The 18,581-nt window shown below is 71.1% G+C and carries 15 protein-coding genes; 6 read left to right on the forward strand and 9 right to left on the reverse strand.

Features of this window, described 5'->3' with window-relative positions; all coding sequences use genetic code 11:
• Positions 1–42 precede the first annotated feature (42 nt).
• Positions 43–2,040: a M13 family metallopeptidase gene (locus JOF37_RS11005; protein ID WP_210006851.1), complete on the forward strand. Its 1,998-nt coding sequence runs from the start codon at positions 43–45 to the stop codon at positions 2,038–2,040.
• Between the two features lie 46 nt (positions 2,041–2,086).
• The gene (locus JOF37_RS11010) at positions 2,087–3,007 is read left to right on the forward strand and encodes a serine hydrolase (protein WP_210006852.1); all 921 of its coding nucleotides are present in this window, start codon (positions 2,087–2,089) and stop codon (positions 3,005–3,007) included.
• 25 nt (positions 3,008–3,032) lie between these two features.
• On the opposite strand, the gene purU is transcribed toward JOF37_RS11010, so the two are convergent.
• The 5 genes from purU to JOF37_RS11035 are packed head-to-tail and all read right to left on the reverse strand — an operon-like array spanning position 3,033 to position 7,627.
• Entirely contained in the window at positions 3,033–3,911 is an 879-nt protein-coding gene (gene purU / locus JOF37_RS11015) for a formyltetrahydrofolate deformylase (protein WP_210006853.1), read from the reverse strand.
• Between the two features lie 43 nt (positions 3,912–3,954).
• Positions 3,955–4,590, reverse strand: coding sequence for an alpha/beta fold hydrolase (locus JOF37_RS11020; protein ID WP_210006854.1), 636 nt, complete (start codon positions 4,588–4,590; stop codon positions 3,955–3,957).
• Positions 4,591–4,646: 56 nt separating this feature from the next.
• Positions 4,647–5,840: a cobalamin-independent methionine synthase II family protein gene (locus JOF37_RS11025; RefSeq protein ID WP_210006855.1), complete on the reverse strand. Its 1,194-nt coding sequence runs from the start codon at positions 5,838–5,840 to the stop codon at positions 4,647–4,649.
• Positions 5,841–5,845: 5 nt separating this feature from the next.
• Entirely contained in the window at positions 5,846–6,115 is a 270-nt protein-coding gene (locus JOF37_RS11030; RefSeq protein ID WP_210006856.1) for a hypothetical protein, read from the reverse strand.
• Positions 6,116–6,142: 27 nt separating this feature from the next.
• Complete coding sequence (locus tag JOF37_RS11035; protein ID WP_210006857.1) at positions 6,143–7,627, reverse strand: peptide MFS transporter; 1,485 nt, start codon at positions 7,625–7,627, stop codon at positions 6,143–6,145.
• Positions 7,628–7,713: 86 nt separating this feature from the next.
• On the opposite strand from JOF37_RS11035, the gene JOF37_RS11040 reads away from it, so the two are divergent.
• Complete coding sequence (locus tag JOF37_RS11040; RefSeq protein WP_210006858.1) at positions 7,714–8,445, forward strand: GNAT family N-acetyltransferase; 732 nt, start codon at positions 7,714–7,716, stop codon at positions 8,443–8,445.
• 4 nt (positions 8,446–8,449) lie between these two features.
• Here JOF37_RS11040 and JOF37_RS11045 read toward each other — a convergent pair whose 3' ends face one another.
• Positions 8,450–9,256: an SDR family oxidoreductase gene (locus JOF37_RS11045; protein ID WP_210006859.1), complete on the reverse strand. Its 807-nt coding sequence runs from the start codon at positions 9,254–9,256 to the stop codon at positions 8,450–8,452.
• Positions 9,257–9,439: 183 nt separating this feature from the next.
• Positions 9,440–10,819 (reverse strand): SPFH domain-containing protein, encoded by a 1,380-nt coding sequence (locus JOF37_RS11050; RefSeq protein ID WP_210006860.1) that lies wholly within the window; start codon positions 10,817–10,819, stop codon positions 9,440–9,442.
• A 141-nt stretch (positions 10,820–10,960) separates the two neighbouring features.
• Between JOF37_RS11050 and JOF37_RS11055 the strand changes: the two genes are divergently transcribed.
• A complete protein-coding gene (locus JOF37_RS11055; protein ID WP_210006861.1) occupies positions 10,961–12,349 on the forward strand; it encodes a glycine--tRNA ligase in 1,389 nt (462 codons plus the stop codon).
• Between the two features lie 39 nt (positions 12,350–12,388).
• Here the strand turns inward: JOF37_RS11055 and JOF37_RS11060 are convergent, their stop codons facing one another.
• A complete protein-coding gene (locus tag JOF37_RS11060) occupies positions 12,389–15,994 on the reverse strand; it encodes an endo-1,4-beta-xylanase (RefSeq protein WP_210006862.1) in 3,606 nt (1,201 codons plus the stop codon).
• 118 nt (positions 15,995–16,112) lie between these two features.
• Positions 16,113–16,691, reverse strand: a complete 579-nt coding sequence (locus JOF37_RS11065) for an HhH-GPD-type base excision DNA repair protein (RefSeq protein ID WP_210006863.1) — start codon at positions 16,689–16,691, stop codon at positions 16,113–16,115.
• A gap of 40 nt (positions 16,692–16,731) precedes the next feature.
• On the opposite strand from JOF37_RS11065, the gene JOF37_RS11070 reads away from it, so the two are divergent.
• Positions 16,732–18,126, forward strand: a complete 1,395-nt coding sequence (locus JOF37_RS11070; protein ID WP_210006864.1) for a protoporphyrinogen/coproporphyrinogen oxidase — start codon at positions 16,732–16,734, stop codon at positions 18,124–18,126.
• A 94-nt stretch (positions 18,127–18,220) separates the two neighbouring features.
• Positions 18,221–18,580, forward strand: coding sequence for a hypothetical protein (locus JOF37_RS11075; protein ID WP_210006865.1), 360 nt, complete (start codon positions 18,221–18,223; stop codon positions 18,578–18,580).
• Position 18,581: the final 1 nt, after the last annotated feature.

An 18,581-nucleotide genomic window follows, 5' to 3' on the forward strand; every position in this document is an offset into this window, starting at 1 on the left:
GCTCCGAAGTTGGCGTCGCCGGGTCGGCCTAGCATGGGTCACATGACCGACCCCGCCCTTCCCTCCGGCATCGACATCGCCGAGCTCAGCACCGAGATCCGCCCGCAGGACGACCTGTTCCGCCACGTCAACGGCAGCTGGCTCGAGCGCACCGAGATCCCCGATGACAAGGCCCGCTGGGGGTCGTTCCACCTCATCGCCGAGCAGGCCGAGAGCGACGTGCGCGCGATCATCGACGAGGCGACGACGGCAGAGCCGGGCACGGTCGAGCGCAAGATCGGCGACCTGTTCACGAGTTTCATGGACACCGCGCGCATCGACGAGCTGGGCGCCGAGCCGTTGCGCCCGCAACTGGCCCGTGTCGACGCCGTCGACTCGATCCCGGCGCTGCTGCGCACGGTCGGCGAGCTCGAGCGCGAAGGCATCGGCGGCATGATCGGCACCTTCATCGAGCCCGACCCGGGCAACCCCGAGCGCTACGTCGTCTTCTTCGTGCAGGGCGGTCTGTCGCTGCCGGACGAGAGCTACTACCGGCTCGACAGCTTCGCCGCGACGCGCGAGGCCTTCGGCGGGTACGCCGAACGCATGCTCGCGCTCGCGGGCGTCGAGGGCGCCGCCGAGCAGGCGCAGCGCATCGCCCGCCTCGAGACCGAGCTGGCGACCCACCACTGGGACAACGTCCGCAACCGCGACGCCGTGGCCACCTACAACCTCCACTCGTGGGATGACGTTCAGGCCCTCGCGGGCGTCGACCTCGACCCCTGGCTCACCGGGCTCGCTCCGCGCCACCGCGACGGTTTCGCCGAGATCAACGTCAATCAGCCGAGCTTCCTCACCGGCCTCGGAACGCTGCTGGTCGACGACCGGCTCGAGGACTGGAAGGCGTGGCTGCGCCTGCAGGTCGTGCGCGCCTCGGCCCCCTTCCTGCCCGATGCCTTCGTCGCCGAGAACTTCGCGTTCTACGGCACGCAGCTCACCGGTGTGCCCGTCAACCGCGAGCGGTGGAAGCGCGGCGTGAGCATCGTCCAGGCGGCGCTCGGCGAGGCGGTCGGCCGGATCTACGTCGAGCGCCACTTCCCGCCGCGGGCGAAGGAGGAGATGGATGCGCTGGTCGCCAACCTGATCGAGGCGTACCGGCAGTCCATCTCGGGTCTCGAGTGGATGACGCCCGCGACGCGCGAGCGCGCGCTCGAGAAGCTCGCGGCGTTCACGCCCAAGATCGGCTACCCCGAGCGCTGGAAGGACTACTCCGCGCTCGAGATCGACCCGACCGACCTGCTCGGCAACGTTCTGCGCTCGACCGAGTGGGAGTACGAGCGTCAGCTCGCGAAGCTGGGGCAGCCCATCGACCGCGACGAGTGGTACATGACGCCCCAGACCGTCAACGCGTACTACAACCCGCTCATGAACGAGATCGTGTTCCCCGCGGCCATCCTGCAGCTGCCGTTCTTCTCGTCCGACCGCGACGCCGCTGCCAACTACGGCGGCATCGGCGCCGTCATCGGCCACGAGATCGGCCACGGCTTCGACGACCAGGGCAGCGCCTACGACGGCACCGGCGCGCTGAACGACTGGTGGACCGACGCGGATCGCGCCGCGTTCGAGCAGCGCACCGGCGCCCTCATCGAGCAGTACAACGCCCTCGTGCCGCGCGGTCTCTCCGACGAGAACACCGTCAACGGAGCGCTCACGATCGGCGAGAACATCGGCGATCTCGGCGGGCTCGGCATCGCCCTGAAGGCCTACCGGCTCCACCTCGCCGCGACCCTGTCGGCGGACGAGCTGGCGGCCGCACCCGACGGTCCCGTCATCGACGGTTACACCGGTGTGCAGCGTCTGCTGCTGAGCTGGGGCCAGATCTGGCAGCAGAAGGGTCGCGACGCCGAGACGATCCGCCTGCTGACGATCGACCCGCACGCGCCGAACGAGTTCCGCTGCAACCAGATCGTCCGTAACATCGATGCGTTCTACGAGGCGTTCGGCGTCACCGAGAGCGACGATCTCTGGCTGGCACCCGAGCGCCGCGTCACGATCTGGTGACCACCCGACCGCAACCGCAGGAACCGACTCCGACGGAGACGACGAGATGAGCGTGGACGGATCCGAGTCCTCCGGGACCGCCCGATCGCGGGCGGAGCGCCGCACGGACGCGCGGCCGCTCCGCCGCTCGGCGGCGCGGCGGCGCGGCTTCGCGGCGACCGAGAAGGCCCTCGACGCCCTCGCGGCGTCGGGCGCGCGTGTCTCGGTGCGCGTGAGCGACCTCGACCGCGGCACCCCCGTGCTGGCCGGTGACGACTTCATCACGCTGCCGGTGGCGGGGCTGGGCATCGTCCCGCTGCTCATCGAGGTGGCCGCGCGCTTCGAGGCCGGCGGGCTCGACCCCCTCGAGATCGTCGAGCGGTCGGCGATGCCCGGCGTCGCGGTGGCCGGGGTCTGGCGGCACCTCGCCGCGCCCGCGCTGCCCCTCGGCGACCTCGCGGTGCTGGCCGCGGCGACCGGCGACGCCCTGGCGGCGAACGCCCTGCTCGACCGTGTCGGGCTCGATGCGGTGCGGGCGCGACTGGGCGCCCTGGGGATGCCGCGGACGGCCCTGCTCGATCGGTTCCGCGACGACCGCGGGCCTGACGATGCGCCGCACTACGCGCTGGGCACGGCCCGCGAGCTGGCGTCGATGTTCGCGGCGCTGGTCAACACCGACATCGTCTCGCCCGGCGTGAGCGCGCAGGTCAGCGAATGGCTGAGCCTGAATCACGACCTCTCGCTCGTCGGGTCGGTCACGGGCCTCGACCCCTTCGCGCACGACGACGACAAGCACGAGCTGCTCTTCGTGAACAAGACCGGCCGCGCCGACGGCATCCGGGCCGAGGCGGGCGTGCTCGCCGGCCCCCGTGCCGGCCTCGCCTACGCCCTGATCGTGGAGTTCGACGACCCGTCGATGAGCCACCGGCTGCGTTCGCACGAGGCCTTCCGCGCACTCGGGCTCGACCTCATGGAGTACGTCTTCTGACTCGATCGCCCGGACCGCTGCGGGGTCAGAAGACGATCGTGTGGTTGCCGTGGCGGATGACGCGGTCCTCCGCGTGCCACAGGACGGCGCGCGAGAGCACCTGCCGCTCGACGTCCGCGCCACGGCGGGCGAGCTCGGCCACCGTGTCGGCGTGGGTGACGCGGATGGTGTCCTGCTCGATGATGGGACCCTCGTCGAGATCGGTAGTGACGTAGTGGCTCGTCGCGCCGATGAGCTTGACGCCGCGCTGCTTGGCCTTCTTGTACGGCTCGGCGCCGATGAAGGCCGGCAGGAACGAGTGGTGGATGTTGATCACGGGAACGCCGAGCTTCTCGAGGAAGTCCGACGACAGGATTTGCATGTAGCGGGCCAGCACCACGAAGTCGACATTGCCCACGAGCAGCTTGAGGATCTCGGCCTCCGACGCCGACTTGTCCGGCCCCGGCGTCGACGGCACGTGGAAGAACGGCACGTTGAACGAGCGGACGTCCTCGGCCGAGGTGGTGTGGTTCGACACGACCATGGGCACCGACACCGGCAGGTCTCCCCGGCGGTGGCGCCACAGCAGATCGAGCAGGCAGTGGTCCTGCTTCGACGACAGGATCGCCATGCGCTTGGGCACCGACTGGTCGGTCAGTGACCACTGCAGGTCGAAGTCCGCGAGGGTCTCGGCGATCTCGGCCTCGATGGCGGGCCGATCGACGGCGAAGTTGGGCCGGTGGAACACCACGCGGCAGAAGTACGCGCCGCCCGTGGGATCGTCGGAGTACTGGTCGAAGGCGACGATGTTGCCGCCGACACGGGTGACCATCGCCGACAGGGCCGCGATGATCCCCGGCTTGTCCTGACCGTGGACGATCAGGCAGGCGTGGGCGGGATGCAGCGCAGTCGACGAATCGGTCATGCTTCGATTCTGCCCTGTCGCGGCACCGGGTTCGGCACGCGCGTCAGTCGACGTCGAGGTAGTCCTCGATGACGAACGCGGCCTCGCCGGCGTGGGTCGCCGGGAAGAGGTGCCCGCCGCCGTCGAGCGTCACCAGGCTCACGAGGCCGGGCGCCGCAGCCTGCAGCCGCTCGCCGTTGGCCGGGGGAAGCACCTCGTCGGCACCGCCCTGGATGAGCATGACCGGAACGGTCGGTGCGAGCGCCCGCCACTCCTCGGGCGACGCGGATGCCGCAGCCGCCGCCTGCAGCGGCTCGAGGTCGGTGCGCGGCTCTTCGCCTTCGGCGCCGAGCAGCAGCACGCCGTCGACGCGGTCGGTGTGGTCGATCGACACGGTGCGCGCGACGGCGCCGCCGAAGGCGTGACCGCCGACCCACGCGTCGCCGAGTCCGACGTGGTCCATGACGTCGACGACATCCTGGGCCAGATCGCGCAGCGTGACGCCGTCCGTCTGCGCCGTGCGGTAGCCGACCCGCAGGATGCGGAAGTCCTCCTCCGCCAGGACGTGGGCGAGCGTGCCGAGGGCGGCGACGTTGCTGTAACCGGGGATCAGCACCAGGACGGGCTCGCTGCCGGCATCCTCGACATAGGGGATGGCGCGGCCCTCGGGCTCGAAGATCTGCGGCTGTGTCTCGGTCATGGCTTCCTCTCGCGGTGTCGTGCGACCCTTCACGCTAGCCGAATCGCGCGGCGGGGTCAGGCGCGGGCGGCGGCGATGCGGGCGCCCTCGCCGAGGGCGGCGAGCTTCGCCCACGCGATGTCGGGATGGATGCGGCCGCCGAGCCCGCAGTCGGTCGAGGCGATGACCCGGTCGCGCCCGACGATCGCGGCGAAGCGCTCGATGCGCTGCGCGACGAGCTCGGGGTGCTCGACGACATTGGTGGCGTGGCTGACGACACCGGGCACGAGGACGAGGTCGCTCGGCACCGCGGCATCCGCCCAGACGCCGGACTCGTGCTCGTGGCGGACGTTGCCTGCCTCGAACGAGATCGACCCGACGTTCGCCTCGAGGACGACCGGCAGGATGTCGGCGAGCGGGATGTCGGTCGTGTGCGGTCCGTGCCACGAGCCCCAGCACAGGTGCAGGCGCACGAGCTCCTTCGGCAGCCCGGCGATGGCGTGGTTGATTGCCTCGACCCGCAGCCGCGTGAATGCCTGGTAGTCGGCGACCGAGGGCTCCGGGTTGATCTGGTCGAAGTTCTCGGCGAGCGAGGGGTCGTCGAGCTGCACGATGAGGCCGGCGTCGGTGATCGCCTTGTACTCCTCGCGCAGCGCGTCGGCCCACGCGAAGATGTGCTCCTCGTCCGAGCCGTAGTACTCGTTGCGCACGCGCGAAGCCGAGCCCGGCGCGATCGCGGTGAGGAAGCCCTGCTCGCCCTCGCGCAGCGTCGCCTTCAGGTTCGCGATGTCGGATGCCACGGCGTCGTGCCCGCGGTAGCGGATCGGTCCCGTCGTGGTGGGGAACGCGGTGGCGGTGGCGCCGGAGTCGACCGCCTCGGCGTAGACGGCGGGGAAGAGCTGCCGGTCGCGGCGGTCGAGGAACGACGTCAGCCGGATGCGGCCGGGCTCGGAGCGGACGGGCGGCTCGGTGAAGGCGTTGACCTCGGTCAGCGACAGCCCGGTGGCGCGCTGGAACGAGTACGACCACCAGGCGCCGTAGTCGACGGCGTTCGACATCGCCTTGCCGAACTCGCCGTCGCCGACCTGCGTGATGCCGGCGGCGCGCTGGCGAACCACGACATCCGCGACCGCTTCGGCCGTGAGCTCATCGAACTCCGGGCTCGACTGCAGCGTGAAGCCGTCGTCGGCGAAGGTCCGGGCGCGGTTCGCGTCGATGAGCGCCGGCGTCCGGGGCAGGCTGCCGGCGGTGGTCGTCTGGATCCCGGTCACGCGCGTCACCAGATCGTGCCGCCGCCGATCGAGATGCCGCCCCACGTCAGCAGCACGAAGATCGCGGCGAAGACCACCGGCGCGATGCCCTTGCCGCTGCGGGCGAGTCCCTTCAGCAGGGCGATGACCACGAGCACGGCGGCCACGAGCGAGAGCCCGCCGCCCAGGATGAGCCCGATGAACAACGGGATCGGCATGAGGATCAGTCCGAGGAGCGCGACCCAGAAGGCGGCCCAGGCGGTGGGGTTCGAGCGGCGTTCGACGTATGAGGACATGCAGCCATCCTCTCGCGTAGGACCGTGTCAGCGCACCCCGCGCATGAGCCGGAGCACCGGTTTCGCCGAGAACGCCAGACTCACGCCCACCGCGATCGCGATGATGCCGAGGACGGTGAAGTAGGGCGCCTCGTCGGCGGGGTCGTAGAAGGTCGCCGCTTGACCGGCGACGGCCGTGCCCAGCGCGACCGAGAGGAAGAAGAGTGCGACCATCTGCGTCGTGAACCGCGCCGGTGCGAGCTTCGTCGCCGCCGAGAGCCCGACAGGCGAGAGGAACAGCTCGGCGATCGTGAACACGAGCAGGATGCCGATGACGGCCACGAGCGGCGTGCCGTTCGCTCCCGTGCCGGCGAAGGGCAGGAACAGCAGGAACGCCGCGCCCATCACGATCGCCCCGATCGCGAACTTCACCGGCGTGGAGGGCTGACGCCGGCCCAGCCGGGTCCAGGCGGCGGCGAAGACGCCCGAGAGCAGGATGATGAACACCGGGTTGATCGACTGGACCCACGACACCGGCATCTCCCACCCGAACAGGTTGCGGTTGAGCCGCTCGGCGGAGTAGATCGTCACGACGGTGAACTGCTGCTGGTACAGCGACCAGAACGCCACCGAGGTCAGGAACAGCGGCACGAAGCCCCAGACGCGGCTGCGCTCCTCGGCCGTGATCGCGGAGCTGCGCAGGATGACGACGAAGTACGCGATCGCCGCCACGACGGTGGCCGCGATGACGAGGACGGCGAGGTTGTCGGCGCGGATGACCCCGGTCAGCGCGAGCACCGCGATGAGGGCCGCGCCCGCTCCGCCGATGATCCACACCAGCGGCATCCGGTTCTTCGGCAGCGGGTTCGGGACGCGTCGGGCGCTGTCGGGCAGGTGGCGGCGACCGATCGAGTACTGCACGAGACCGGCGGCCATGCCCACGGCGGCGAGCCCGAAGCCCCAGTGGAAGCCGAGCGTCGTCTGCAGCAGACCGGTCAGCAGGGGGCCGGCGAACCCGCCGAGGTTGATGCCGAGGTAGAAGAGCGAGAAGCCGCTGTCGCGGCGGACGTCGTCGGCGGCGTACAGGGTGCCGACGACGCTGGTCGCGGTCGCCTTGAGTCCGCCCGAGCCGAGCGCCACGAGCACGAGGCCCACCCCGAGCCCGACATAGCCGGGCAGCAGGGCCAGGGCGATGTGGCCCGCCATGATGACGAACGCGCTGGAGAACAGCACGCGCTCCGAGCCGTAGAGCCGATCGGCCAGCCAGGCGCCGAGCACCGTCGCGAGGTAGACGGAACCGCCGTAGGCGCCCACGATGCCGGTGGCGATCGCCCGATCGATGCCGAGTCCACCGTCCGCCACGGTGTAGTACATGTAGATCAGCAGGATGCCCTGCATGCCGTAGAAGCTGAACCGCTCCCAGAGCTCGACCCCGAAGATGTGGGTCAGGGCCCAGGGTTGGCCGAAGAAGCGGGTGTCCTTCTCGGAGGTGCGTTCGACGGATGCGGTGGAGGCTGCGTCCTCGTGACTCATGATTAGCGAGACTACGCCTGCCTGGGCCGCCGAGTCCCGCCAGCGGGCCGTCCATGCCGCCGACGGCGGCGGCGTAGGGTGGGCTCATGAGCGAGAGCGTTCCCCCGATCGAAGCCGAAGTGCCCGCCGGGATCGACATCCGCCCCCTCGAGACCGTCGCCGACATCTTCGCCGGCGCCGCCGTGCTGCGCGAGGTGTGGGGTGGCGACCGCGACTCGGTGCCTACGAACCTCATGCGCGCCCTCGCGTACGCCGGCAACTACGTCGTCGGGCTGTACGACGGCGACCGGCTCATCGGCGCCTCAGTGGCGTTCTTCTCCGCGCCGGGCGCCCGGTCGATGCACTCGCACGTCACCGGCGTGCTGCCGGAGTACCAGCAGCAGGGTCTGGGCCGCGTGCTCAAGCAGCACCAGCGGGCGTGGGCGTTCGCCCGCGACGTCGGAACGATCACCTGGACGTTCGACCCGCTGTTCGCCCGCAACGCGCACTTCAACCTGCAGGTGCTCGGCGCCCGCATCAGCGACTACCTCGTCGACCAGTACGGCCTCATGGACGACGGCCTGAACCGCGGCACGGTCACCGACCGGCTCATGGTGACGTGGCCGCTGGCCGCGCCGCCGCAGCAGAAGCCCACCGACGACCGTGTCGTCGCGACGATCGCGGTGCCCGCCGACATCCATGCGCTGCGTGCGTCGGCGCCGGCCGAGGCCGACGCCTGGCGCGACCGGGTACGCTCGCAGTTCCTCGAGCACCTGGCGGCCGGGCTCGTCGTCGGCGGCTTCGACGACGAGCGCGGCTACCTGCTCGTGAACCCCTGACCGGTCACTCGGAGCCGGCGTCGCGCCAGGCGTCGGACTCGAGGTGCGACCCGGCCTGAGGCCCCATCTGCAGCATCCCGCCGTCGACGACCCACGTGGCGCCGGTGACGTACGACGAAGCCGGTGAGGCCAGGAACGCCACGACCGACGCGATCTCCTCGGGCTTGCCCGGGCGGGGGATCGGGATGCCGGGGCGGTGGGTCTGCTCGGCGTCCTCACCCTCCATGTCGTTGATGGGCGTCGCGATCTCGCCGGGGGCGACCGAGTTGACGGTGATGTCGCGGGGTCCGAGCTCCTGGGCCATCGTCTTCACGAGGCCCTCGAGTCCGTGCTTCGAGGCGACGTAGGCGGCCGATCCGACCCGCGGCTGCGAGCCGTGCACGCTCGTCACGGCGATGATCCGTCCGCCGTCGCCCGCGTCGGCCATGAGCTTGGCGGCGGTCTTCATGCCGACGAAGGCCCCGTCGAGGTTGAGGGCGACGACGGTGCGCCACCCGTCGAGGTCGAGGTCGAGCACCGGCCCGCCCGTGCCGCCGCCGGCGTTGTTGACGAAGACGTCGAGGCCGCCGAGCTCGGCGGCGAGGTGCTCGATGACCCCGGGGATCTTCTCGAACTCGGTTGCGTCGAACTGCGCGACGATAGCCTTGCGGCCCCGGGCGCGAACGCCCTCGGCCGTCTCGTTGGCGCCGTCCTCATCGGAATGCCAGGTGACACCGACATCCATGCCGGCGTCGGCGAGCGCAAGGGCGGTGGCGCGGCCGATCCCCGAGTCGGAGGCGGTCACGATGGCACGGCGGGGAGTGAACGTCATGGCTCGACGCTACGAACCGCGCCGCGCGCCGCGCACCCGGTTGACAATCCCGGTCGGGACGGTGAGGGCGAGCGGGGCGCCGCGTCGTAACTCCTCAGATCTGAGCACCCGGAAACGGCGACGCCCCGTCAGCACGCGGTACGTGGGACGGGGCGTCGTCGTTCGTGAGGAGTTAGCGCGGGGTCACTCCGCTGCCGCGGCCGGCGCCGCCGCCGCGTCGTCCTCGCGCAGGCCCTGAGCCACGCCGCGGCCGGTGGCCTGGCCCTGGATGATCTGGCGCAGGTCGATGCCGGTCGTGGCCTGCACGGCGTCGAAGGTCGCGCGCATGCTCGACGCGCTCTCGGAGGCGATGTGGCTCGATGCGCCGTCGCCGCCGAGCACCGTGATCGAGCCGACCTTGTCGAAGCCGCGGGCGAACTCGGTCATGAGCGGCACGAGCGCTTCGATGGCGCGCTGGGCGAGGAGCGCCTCCTGGTTCTGGGCGATGGCGGCCGCCTCGGCCTCGATCGCCTCGGCGCGGGCCTCACCGGCCAGGCGCACGGCGTCGGCCTCGGCCTGCGCGCGCAGCCGGGTGGCCTCGGCCTCCTGCGCGGCGATCTGGGCGCGGGCCTCGGCGGCCTTGACCTCGGCGTAGGCGTCGGCGTCTGCCTTGCGCTGCCGCTCGTACAGCGAGGCGTCGGCGACCTTCTTGATGTCGGCGTCGAGCTGGGCCTGCCGGTTCTCGGCGGCCTGCAGCAGGACGTCCTGCTCGCGCTGGGCGCGGGCGAGGGCCTCGGCCTGCTCGGCTTCGGCGCGGGCGCGTCCGACCTCGGCCGAGGCGGCGGCGGAGTTCTTGTCGTACGCGGTCTGCTCGATGAGGTTGGCCTCGTCGGTGGCCAGCTGGCGCGCCTTGACCTCACGGGCGGCGTTGATGCGGGCGACCTCGGCCTCGCGGCGCACGCGCTCGACCTCGGTCGCACCGAGGGCGTCGATGTAGCCGTTCTTGTCGGTGATGCCCTGGATCTGGAACGAGTCGAGGATGAGGCCCTGCGCCAGCAGGTCGCTCTTGATGCCCTCGGCGATCTGGTCCGACAGCTTCTGCCGGTCCTTCATGAGCTGCTCGACGGTCAGGGTCGCCACGACACCGCGGAGCGCACCTTCGAGCTGCTCGGTCGTGAACTGCTCGATCGCGCCGTCCTGCGAGAGGAAGCGCTCGGCCGCGCGCCGCACGAATTCGGGGTCGGACCCGATCTTCACCAGGGCCACGCCGGCCACCATCACGGTGACGCCGTTGGATGCCTGCGCCGTGGGCTCCATCTTGATCTGGCGTGCACGCAGCGAGATCATCTCGGCGCGCTGCGTCAGCGGGTTCACGAGGGCGCCGCCGCCGGTGATCACCGAGATGCGCGAGGAGTCTCCCGCCGCGTTCTTCTGGTTGCGTCCGACGACGACGAGCGCCTGGTCTGCCTTGGCGACCTTGTACCAGGCCCGCACCATGATCAGCAGGAAGATCAAAAGGATGATGACGGCGATCACGGCGATGCCGCCGATCACGAGCGCGCCTCCGGCGAAGAGAGCTTCCATGCTGACCTTTCCCGTGCGTAACGATGTGTCCTTCGACCGTATCGGGGCGGGCATGCGCGGCGCGACTAGAATCGGGGATGCCGTCGCCTGCGGCGTCCGCGCCGATCGGCGCATCCCGAAAACGACCATTTGGAGCCACCTGTGGCCGAGCAGTCCCGCCTCGACAAAGTCATCGCCCTCGCCCGTCACCGCGGGTTCGTCTTCCAGGCGGGGGAGATCTACGGCGGTTCACGCTCCGCGTGGGACTACGGCCCCCTGGGTACCGAGCTCAAGGAGAACATCCGGCGCCAGTGGTGGCAGACGTTCGTGCGCGGACGCGGCGACATGGTGGGCCTCGACTCGTCGATCATCCTGCCCAAGCGCGTGTGGGAGGCGTCGGGTCACGTCGCGACCTTCACCGACCCGCTGGTCGAGTGCCTGCAGTGCCACAAGCGCTTCCGCGAAGACACGCTCATCGAGGACTTCGAAGCGCGCAAGGGCCGCGCGGCCGAGAACGGTCTTGCCGACGTCCCGTGCCCGAACTGCGGCACGAAGGGTCAGTACACCGAGCCCAAGTCGTTCTCGGGTCTCGTGAAGACCTACCTCGGCGTCGTCGACGACGAGTCGGGCCTGCACTTCCTGCGCCCCGAGACGGCCCAGGGCATCTTCGTGAACTTCTCGAACGTGCTGACAGCGAGCCGCAAGAAGCCGCCGTTCGGTATCGGTCAGGTCGGCAAGGCGTTCCGCAACGAGATCACGCCGGGCAACTTCATCTTCCGCACACGCGAGTTCGAGCAGATGGAGATCGAGTTCTTCACGCCGCCCGCCGAGGCCCAGGAGTGGTTCGAGCACTGGGTCGAGGCCTGCTGGAACTGGTTCATCGACCTCGGCGTGAAGGCCGACAACATGCGGCGCTTCGACGTTCCCGAGGACGACCGCGCCCACTACTCCGCCGGCACGATCGACGTCGAGTACCGCTTCGGCTTCCCCGGCAAGGAGTGGGGCGAGCTCATGGGCGTCGCCAACCGCACCGACTACGACCTCGGCAGCCACACCGAGGCCTCGGGCCAGTCGCTGACGTACTTCGACCAGGCATCCGGTGAGAAGTACATCCCGTACGTCATCGAGCCCTCGTTCGGCCTGACGCGCGCCATGATGGCGTTCCTCGTCGACGCGTACGACGAAGAAGAGGTGCCCAACGCGAAGGGCGGCGTCGACACCCGCACGGTGCTGCGCCTGGACCCGCGCCTGGCTCCCGTCAAGGCCGCGGTGCTGCCGCTCAGCCGCAACGAGCGCCTGTCGCCGCTGGCCCGCGAGGTCGCCGACACCCTGCGCGGCCGCGGCTGGAACGTCGACTTCGACGACGCCGGTGCGATCGGGCGCCGCTACCGCCGCCAGGACGAGGTCGGCACGCCCTTCTGCGTCACGGTCGACTTCGACTCGCTCGACGACCGTGCCGTCACCGTGCGCGACCGCGACACGATGGCGCAGGAGCGCATCGGCCTCGACGCTCTCGAGGGCTACCTCGCCGAGCGCCTGCGCGGCGCCTGACCCCCGAGGCTCAGGCCCAGGGGTTCAGGCGCCGCGGGCTCAGGCCCGCGGGCGGCGGCGCAGCGCCAGGAACAGGCCGCCCGCGGTCAGCAGCACCGCGGCCGCGAGCGCCGCACCCCACGGCAGTTCGCCGCCGGTCGTGCTGAGGCTGCTGCTCGCGCTGCCGCCGCCGCTGACCACGGTCACCGCCACGCGGATGTCGTCGTACCCGGATGACGTGACCACGAGCGTGTGCTCGCCGGTCGCGAGGTCGCGGGGAACGGCGACGGAGAAGCGCACCTCGCCGGAAGCATCGGCCGCGGGGATGCCGCTGACGACGATCGGGTCGCTGTAGAGCGTGGCGCCGATCCGCTGCTGCGGCTCGAGGCCCGAGACCCGCACCGGCAGCGATCCGCCCTGCGCGACACGGCCGTCACCGACGTCGACGGTCGCCCACGCGCCGCCATCCACCGGCTCGCCCGGTGTACCCGGTTCGGTCGGTTCGCCGGGTTCGGTCGGTTCGCCGGGCTCGCCCGGCGCGGTCACCGCGTCGACGAGGTGCACGACGCCCCACCGCGACGTGCTCTGGTAGCCCGTTCCCGTCGGCTCGGCCCACGTGTGCACGGCGAAGCGGGAGCCGCCGCGGGCGTCGTTGACCTGCGCGTCGAAGCCCTGGAACGTTCCGGCACCGCCCAGGGGCACGTCGCTCTGCCCGCCGGACTGCCCGACGAGGTCGATCGCCGCCTCGACGATGTAGCCGCCCTCGGTGCGCGAGGTCGCGCTCGCGAGCAGTCGCGACCGCTGCGCGGCCTCGTTCCCGGTGCCGAAGGTGACGTCGCCGTCGACCGTGATGCGGATCTGCGTGTCGTTCGGACCGTACGCCCCGCTCTTGGTGTTGCCGAGGTCGAGGAAGATCTCGACCCCGTCGCGGTTCCAGGGGTCGCTGTTCGTCGTGTCGATGTCGGGATCCTCGACCTCGAACAGCGTGTAGAGGACGTTGTCGCGCCAGAGGGTGCGAACCGTCGCGGTGGCGCCGGCGGCATCGCCCTCGACCCGCTTCGCGGTCTCGATCACCGGGGCCGAGGCCCAGGCGGCATCCACGACTCCGTCGACGGTGATCTCGTCGCCGCGGGGGATCTCGAGGTACGACAGCTCCTCGTAGAAGGTCAGCTGGCCCGTCGATCCCGCCGAGTTCCACGCGCCGGCGAGCCCGTCCGCGGCGAAGACGCGGACGTCGAAGGCCGCGGTGTCGCCCACGGCCGGGGCGGTGTGGGGCAGCTGGACGACGGTGAAGAACTCGCCGTCGGCTTCGACCGTGCGCCCCGTCAGCGGGCCGTCACCGCCGAAGGCGACCTCCTCGCCGCGATAGGTGAACTCGATCCGTTCGGGGCGCGCGCTCGAGCGGATCAGCGCCGTCAGGTGCTCGTCGCTCCACCGCGCCTGGAAGCCGCCCGCGTCACGGGTGAGCGGGTGCTCGGGCAGGTTCCGCCACTCGGGGACGTCGGCGATCGCTCCGTCGAGGGCGACGTCGCCGCGGAACACGTCGGCTGTGGTCACGAGCGGCGGAAGCCCCTCGTCGTCGCCGATCGCGCCGAAGAACGCCGCCTTGGCGCTCAGGTCGCCCGCGAACAGGAGCGGCGCCTGCTCCGCCCGCCACGAGCGGGTGTCGGTCAGGCCCCACACGGTCACCGCGAAGAGGCTCTCGGATGCCGGCGCCGCGGCGTGGTAGTCGCGGAACACCTCGAAGGCGTCGCGGTAGTAGTACCCCTGACGTGCGAGGTTCGCCGCCGTGGCCGGGTTGACCGTGACGTCGAGCTCGGTCACCGCCTGCATGAGCCCGCGACCGGCGAACCGCTCGAGCGTGCTCGCGAGGGCGGGCACCGGGGTGTTGACCGAAACGTGGAATTGGTGACCCACACCGTCGAGGGGCGTGCCGGCGGCCAGCATCCGATCGACCAGCGCGGCGTACTGCGTGCCCTTGGCGTCCTGCTCGGTGTTGTAGTCGTTGATGAACAGCGCCACCGGCCGGTCGGTGCCGGGAGCGGCGTAGTCCTCGTTGAACGCCTGGTCGGCCAAGCGGAAGGCGAGGTGGATGAACTCCTCGCCGAGGATGTCGTGCCACCGGCTGGTCCGCAGCCCGTCCGGCGTCGCCTGGTCGGAGATGACTTCGTTGACGACGTCCCATGCCACCAGCGGGTTCGTCTCGGACCCGAAGAGGCCGTAGTCGTCGGCGATCGACCGGGCGACGTCGTCGATGTGGGTCGCGAGCCGGTCGCGCAGCAGCTGCTTGTCGGCCTCGGAGTCGGTGAGCTCGCGGCCCGAGGCGTCCTGGAAGAACCACGCCGGGGTCTGCGAGTGCCACAGCAGCACGTGTCCGTACAGTCGCAGGTCGTTCGCGCTGGCGTAGTCGAGCAGCGCGGTGGCCTGCGGGTGGCGCTGGAAGCGTCGCTGGTCGTCGTACCAGGCCTCGACCTTCATGTGGTTCTCGGGGGTGATCTGATCGAAGTGGTGGCGCAGCAGATCGGATGCCGCCCCGCCGGTCTCACGCTCGTCGATGGCGACACCGACCGGAAACTCCGTGGTGTCCTTCAGCGGGGTGAGGTCGAGGTCGCCTTCGCCCGCCTCGGGCACCGCGATCCTGACCTGGTCGACGAGGAACGGTGAGGTGTTGCCGGAGTTGTACCGCGCCTCGATGTACAGCTCGGCCGCGGCGTCGTACCCGGGGATGGTGATGTCGCCGGCGACCGTCGTCCAACCGCTCGCCGACACGCTCTCGGCCTGCAGCAGGTTCGTGTACGACACCGCTCCGCCGTCGTCGGTGCGCATCGAGACGGTGAGGCCCTGGCCGCGGTCGGCTCCCGGCGCGAACCGCAGCGCGGCGGAGAACGCGTAGGTCTGGCCCGCGAGCAGGGTGTCGGTGACGTCGAGGAGGATGCCGTCGCCTTCGTGCGTACGCTCGCTCACGAGGGCCGCGTGCGAGGACTCGTCGGCTCCGCCCGTCACGACCTCGACGGTCGGACCGGCTCCGCCCGAGCCGACCCGCGGCTGCCAGGCGCCGAGAGCGCCGTCGTCGAAGGTGCTGTCGATGAGAACGGTGCCGGGTGCCTGCGGTCCCGTGCCGGGATCGGTGCCCGGGTCGCCGTCCGCCGCGGTGACGGTGACATCGTCCACGAGGTAGGTGTACGCGTCGGCTCCGGGGATGTCGGCGGTGCCGAGGTAGAGCCGGACGGTGTCGGTCGTCGCCGGCGACGTCCACGTGCCGGTGACGATCGTCCATTCGTCGGCCGAGATCGTGGTGTCGCCGATCCAGGTGTATCCCGGGACCCCGACCCAGCGCGCCTGCGTGTCGGGCGTGCCCGCGGCGAGCCGGACCCGGGCGCTGACGGTGTAGGTCGTCTCGGGCTCGAGGATGCCCGGCGCGGTCTGGATGCCGACGTAGTCGGCGTCGCGGTCCTGCACGACGAGGGCTCCGTCGGCGTAGTCGAGCGTCGAGCCGTCGCCGCCGCTCTGCGTCAGGGCATCACCGAGGGACGCCGTCGAGAAGTCGTGGGCGACGACGGTGGTGGCAGCCGTCGGGGCCGCGGCGGCTCCCGTCGCTGCGAGCAGTGGTGCGGCGAGGGCCGCGGTCGCAGCGGCGGCCAGGAAACGGGGTCGACGAGTTCGCATGGTGGAAGCGCTCCTTTGCGCAGACCGGGGGAACGGAATGTCGACTACTCAAACATATTCGCGATGTTCCGCCAGTCTTTTCGAAAACCGCCGCGAACAGCAGGGCGCGGGGCGCCGCTCAGGACGATGCCGCGCCCTTCGCCGCCGCCTTGGCGGCGCGCTTGTGCTCGCGCACCTTCGTCAGCGACTCGGGCGAGACGATGTCGGCGACCGACCGGAACGAGCCCTCCTCGCCGTACGCGCCGGCGGCCTCCCGCCAGCCCGCGCCGGTGAAGCCGTACTGCTTGCCCAGCAGCGCCAGGAAGATTCTGGCCTTCTGCTCGCCGAAGCCGGGCAGAGCCTTGAGCCGCTTCAGGACGGTCGGGCCGTCGGGGTCACCGGATGTCCAGATCGCCGCGGCGTCACCGCCCCATTCGTCGACGATCGTCTGACACAGCGTCTGCACGCGCCCGGCCATCGAGCCGGGGAAGCGGTGCACCGCGGGCGTCTGGCGGAACACCTCGATGAAGCCCTCGGGGTCATACCCCGCGATCGCCGCCGCCTCGACCGATCCGGTGCGCTCCCGGATCTTCAGGGGGCCCGAGAACGCCGTCTCCATCGCGATCTGCTGGTCCAGCAGCATCCCGATCAGCAGCGCGAGCGGGTTCTCGGTCAGCAGCTGGTCGGCGGCGGCGTCGTCGGTGATGTGCAGGCTCATGCTCTCCATGTTCTCATCGGCGACGCGGCAGGATGGGGGCATGAGCGATCTCGTGAGGCACGCCCACGACACCCGGGTCGTCGTCGTCGGCGGCGGAATGGCGGGCATCGTCGCGGCGCTGGAATGCGCGCGGCTCGGCCTGCGCGTCACACTCTTTGAGGCGGCGCCTCACCTCGGCGGATCGCTCGACCGCGTGACGCTGGGCGACGTGACGGTGGATGCCGCGGCCGACGGCATCCCCGCCTCGGCCCCCACCCTCGCGGGGCTGGTCGAGGAGGTCGGACTCGCCGACCAGCTCGAGGCCGCTCGTGACGACGAACTGTGGCTCGCGGCGGGCCCCGACGGGGCGGCACCGGCTCCCGCCGAGACGGTGCTCGGCATCCCCGCCAACCCGTGGGCCGCAGACGTCCGGCGGCACATCGAGACGCGCGGCGCATGGCGGGCCTACGTCGACCGCCTGCGCCCGCCGATGACGGTGGGGCGCCGGCGGAGCCTCGGCGAGCTCGTGTCGTCGCGGATGGGCCAGCGGGTGCGCGACCGACTCGTCGCGCCGTACATGCTGGCGGTGCACGGCGTCGCTCCCGAGCACATCGACGTCGACGTCGCCGCCCCGTCATTGAACCCCGCGCTCACCCGCACCGGCTCGCTCAGCGGTGCCGTCGCCCAGACCGTGCGCCCCAGGTCTGCGCAGCGCCGAGCGCCGCGGGGCGGACTGTTCCGTCTGATCGACGGGCTGGAGGCGCGTCTGCGTGATTTCGACGTCGTCATCCGCACGGACGCCGCCGTCGGCGCGATCGAGCGCGACGGCGCCGAATGGGCCGTGCATCCGCTCGACTCCGACGAGCCGGTGCCCGCCGACCTGCTGATCGTCGCCGTGGATGAAGACACCGCGCGCGGACTGCTGGCGCCGCACGTCGAGCTGCCCCCGAACGCGCAGCCGCAGCCGGCGCCGCTCGACGTGGTGATGCTGCGCATCGCGGGCGTCGCGCTGCCGGACCGGGGATCGCTCGTCATCGGCGCGGGACCCCAACCGGTCGCGGTGCGCCCGGTCTCGCGCACGTGGCCCGGGATCGCGGATGGGCTCGCGGCGGACGAGCACATCCTGCGCGTGACGCTGCCGCACGCCGACGCACCCGATGCCGACGTCATCGCGGCGGCTCGCGCCGCGGCATCCGAGCTGTGCGGCGTGCCGATCCCGGCCGGAGCCGTCCGCGCCGCCGCGCGCGTGTCGTACCGCCGCGCGGCGCCGGGGTCGCTGCTCGGTCACGAGGCCGCCGTCGAGGCCATCCGGGCTCGGGTGCGCACCGTGCCAGGACTGGCGCTCGTGGGCGGCTGGCTATCGGGCAACAGCCTGGAACGCGTCGCCGCCGACGCCGTCACCGAGGCGGATGCCGCCCGGCACGCGGCCCTGTGGCGCGGAACGGATCCGGCATGATAGCCCCCCGCCGACCGTTTCGGGAGTGGATACCCCGCGCGGCATACGGCGATAGCCTGAGACAACGCAGCAACGTCGAACGTGAGGAGACCCCATGAAGGGCAAGATTGGCATCGCCGTCGGACTCGCCGCGGGTTACGTGCTCGGCGCGCGCGCCGGGCGTGAGCGCTACGAGCAGATCAAGGCGAAGGCCCAGGACGTCTGGGAGCTCGAGCCGGTTCAGAAGCAGGTCGGCAAGGTCACCGAGCTCGGCAAGTCCGCCGCGCTCTCGGTGCCGAGCGTCGTGTGGGACAGCGCGAAGAAGGTGGCTCAGGCCGCCGGCAAGAAGGGTTCGGCGGGCGAGAAGCTCGACGCGGCCGTCGCCGAGGGCGAGAACGCGGTGAGCGATGTGCGCAAGGCCGCCGAGCGCGACGCGCGCAAGGTCGCCGACGCGAGCGCCGCGGCGGACAGCTGAG

It is taken from the genome of Microbacterium imperiale (assembly GCF_017876655.1).
Classification (GTDB): Bacteria; Actinomycetota; Actinomycetes; order Actinomycetales; family Microbacteriaceae; genus Microbacterium; species Microbacterium imperiale.